1 protein-coding gene is annotated in these 1,877 nt (G+C 58.3%); it reads right to left on the bottom strand.

The features are described from left to right. Positions 1-488 precede the first annotated feature (488 nt). Entirely contained in the window at positions 489-1,640 is a 1,152-nt protein-coding gene (locus PHA81_RS20750) for a phage integrase SAM-like domain-containing protein (protein ID WP_273838782.1), read from the bottom strand. Positions 1,641-1,877: the final 237 nt, after the last annotated feature.

Here is a 1,877-nt window from a genome sequence, read left to right on the forward strand (position 1 = left end):
ATCTTGTTCAAGCACCCATCCACAGCCTTGTCGATTGCGTCGCCGTCAACGTATTCCGCTAATCTACACAAGAGCGAGGCGGGTAGTCTCATCATTGTTGTCAAGCATCGAATTCATCTCGATTGTCGGCACTGTCTAGTGCTCTGTCAATCGTCAATTGAAGGGTACAGACGTTTCAATTTGATCCGAGCATTGTCAGTCGTGAATCGCCAGTCAATATCCGCTTCACCGCTGTTTCGCTCCTTCTTTCACACGGCGACCTCCAACGTGTGCTGTTCAAAGCCGACGCTGCACCGACTGGTGCGGCCGGGCCCCATATGATCTCTCAGTAGTGTTTGTTGTCTCCCAGTCGTTAGCGTGATTGCGCTCAAGCATGTCTTCGATATTCCCCGTCATCCGCCGATAGAGATCCCAGCTCAGAGATGACCGATCCAGCTACTGATTGACAGCAGGTGGCTGTTTGGTAGAGTATGAGTGCGAGGTAACTGTCAGTACTGTTTGCGACTGGACCCACCCTGCTGATCCGCCTCTTCGAACGCGGTGGTCATCTGATCAGCAAGGTCGCCAGCCTCGATATGTGAGTAGTGCTCGCGCACGACTTCCTCGGAGTTATCGAGCGCGCGGGCGGCGGCCGCGTGCCCGGACGTACGGACGAGGACTTCACCAGCACCGCGTCGAGCGCCGTGGGGCATCAGATAGTCGTGATCGTCGCCGAGTTCGATACCTGCCTCATCACACAATCGCTTGAGCACGTGTCGTCCCGCATCGGTTGTCATTGAGGGTGGTACGATATCGACTTCGAGACAGGCCTCGATCTGCGAGCGGTCCGCGTGCATCTCTTCAATCTCGGTTTCAGTGTATCCGCGCGCGGTCAGCCCATCGGTCAACCGCTCCGAGAGAGTTGGCCGATGAAACGAGGGGAACACCGGCCAGGTCTCGCTCGGTGCGTCGAGGACCTTCTCGTACATCTGTAGTGGGTGGAGTACTGGTTCGGGGAGCCCCCGATCGTCGAGGCGCTGCTTTTTTGCGAACACCGTCGCGTAGCGATCCTCGAGGTCGACATCCTCCCAGCGAAGTCCTTGGCGTCGCTCGTCGCTCCGATCACGGAGGACCTCCGCGCCCCGCACTCCGGAATACGAGAGAAGGTACACCAGAGCGCGGTCGCGGCAGGCCTTGATCGCTGCTTCTCGATCCTCACCGATCTCATCGATTGCAGTGTGGGCCTGCTCATCGGCGAACGCAGTAAGCTGTTGGCGATCCTCAGCGGACCACGCCTGCTGATCGCCGTTCTTGTGGCCTCCGTCGTCGGGGATGGGTTCGGTCGCGTTGCGACGCTGAGCGACGTTCTCGGCGAGATGTCCTTCACGGACAGCCCAGCCACAGAACGCCGAGACGTACGCGTAGTACGTGCGTACTGTGCCCGAAGTCCAGCCCTGCCGAGCGAGGTAGCGCGCGTACTCGCGGAGGTGGCCCGCGTTCAGTTCCTCGAACGTCGTCACAGTGTCTTCGTGATCCGCGAGGAAATCGACGAATCGACCGAGCTCTCGGCCTGCGTCCTGACGGTAGTTCCCGCTCTCGCCGCGCTGACCTTTCCCCTTGTCCGTCAAGAAGTCCTCGACGACCGCTTCGATGCGTACCACGCTACGCGCCTCCATTGCGCTCGCTGGATCGATCCCCACTTTCAGGACGAGCAACCCGGGTTCTGGGTTGGAGCATCTGGTGTGCTGTGCCAGAGGGCGGTGGTGATTGTAAAAGTACTCGTCCTTATTGGACTAAGCACGAGTAACTATGAATAGGAGATTCAACCGGTCAACTCCGAACCGAAGCTACTGATTCGAACTCCATCGGTTCGAATTCACTGATTGCTTCAAAGACTA

It is taken from the genome of Halococcus sp. PRR34, assembly GCF_028617175.1.
Taxonomy (GTDB): domain Archaea; phylum Halobacteriota; class Halobacteria; order Halobacteriales; family Halococcaceae; genus Halococcus; species Halococcus salifodinae.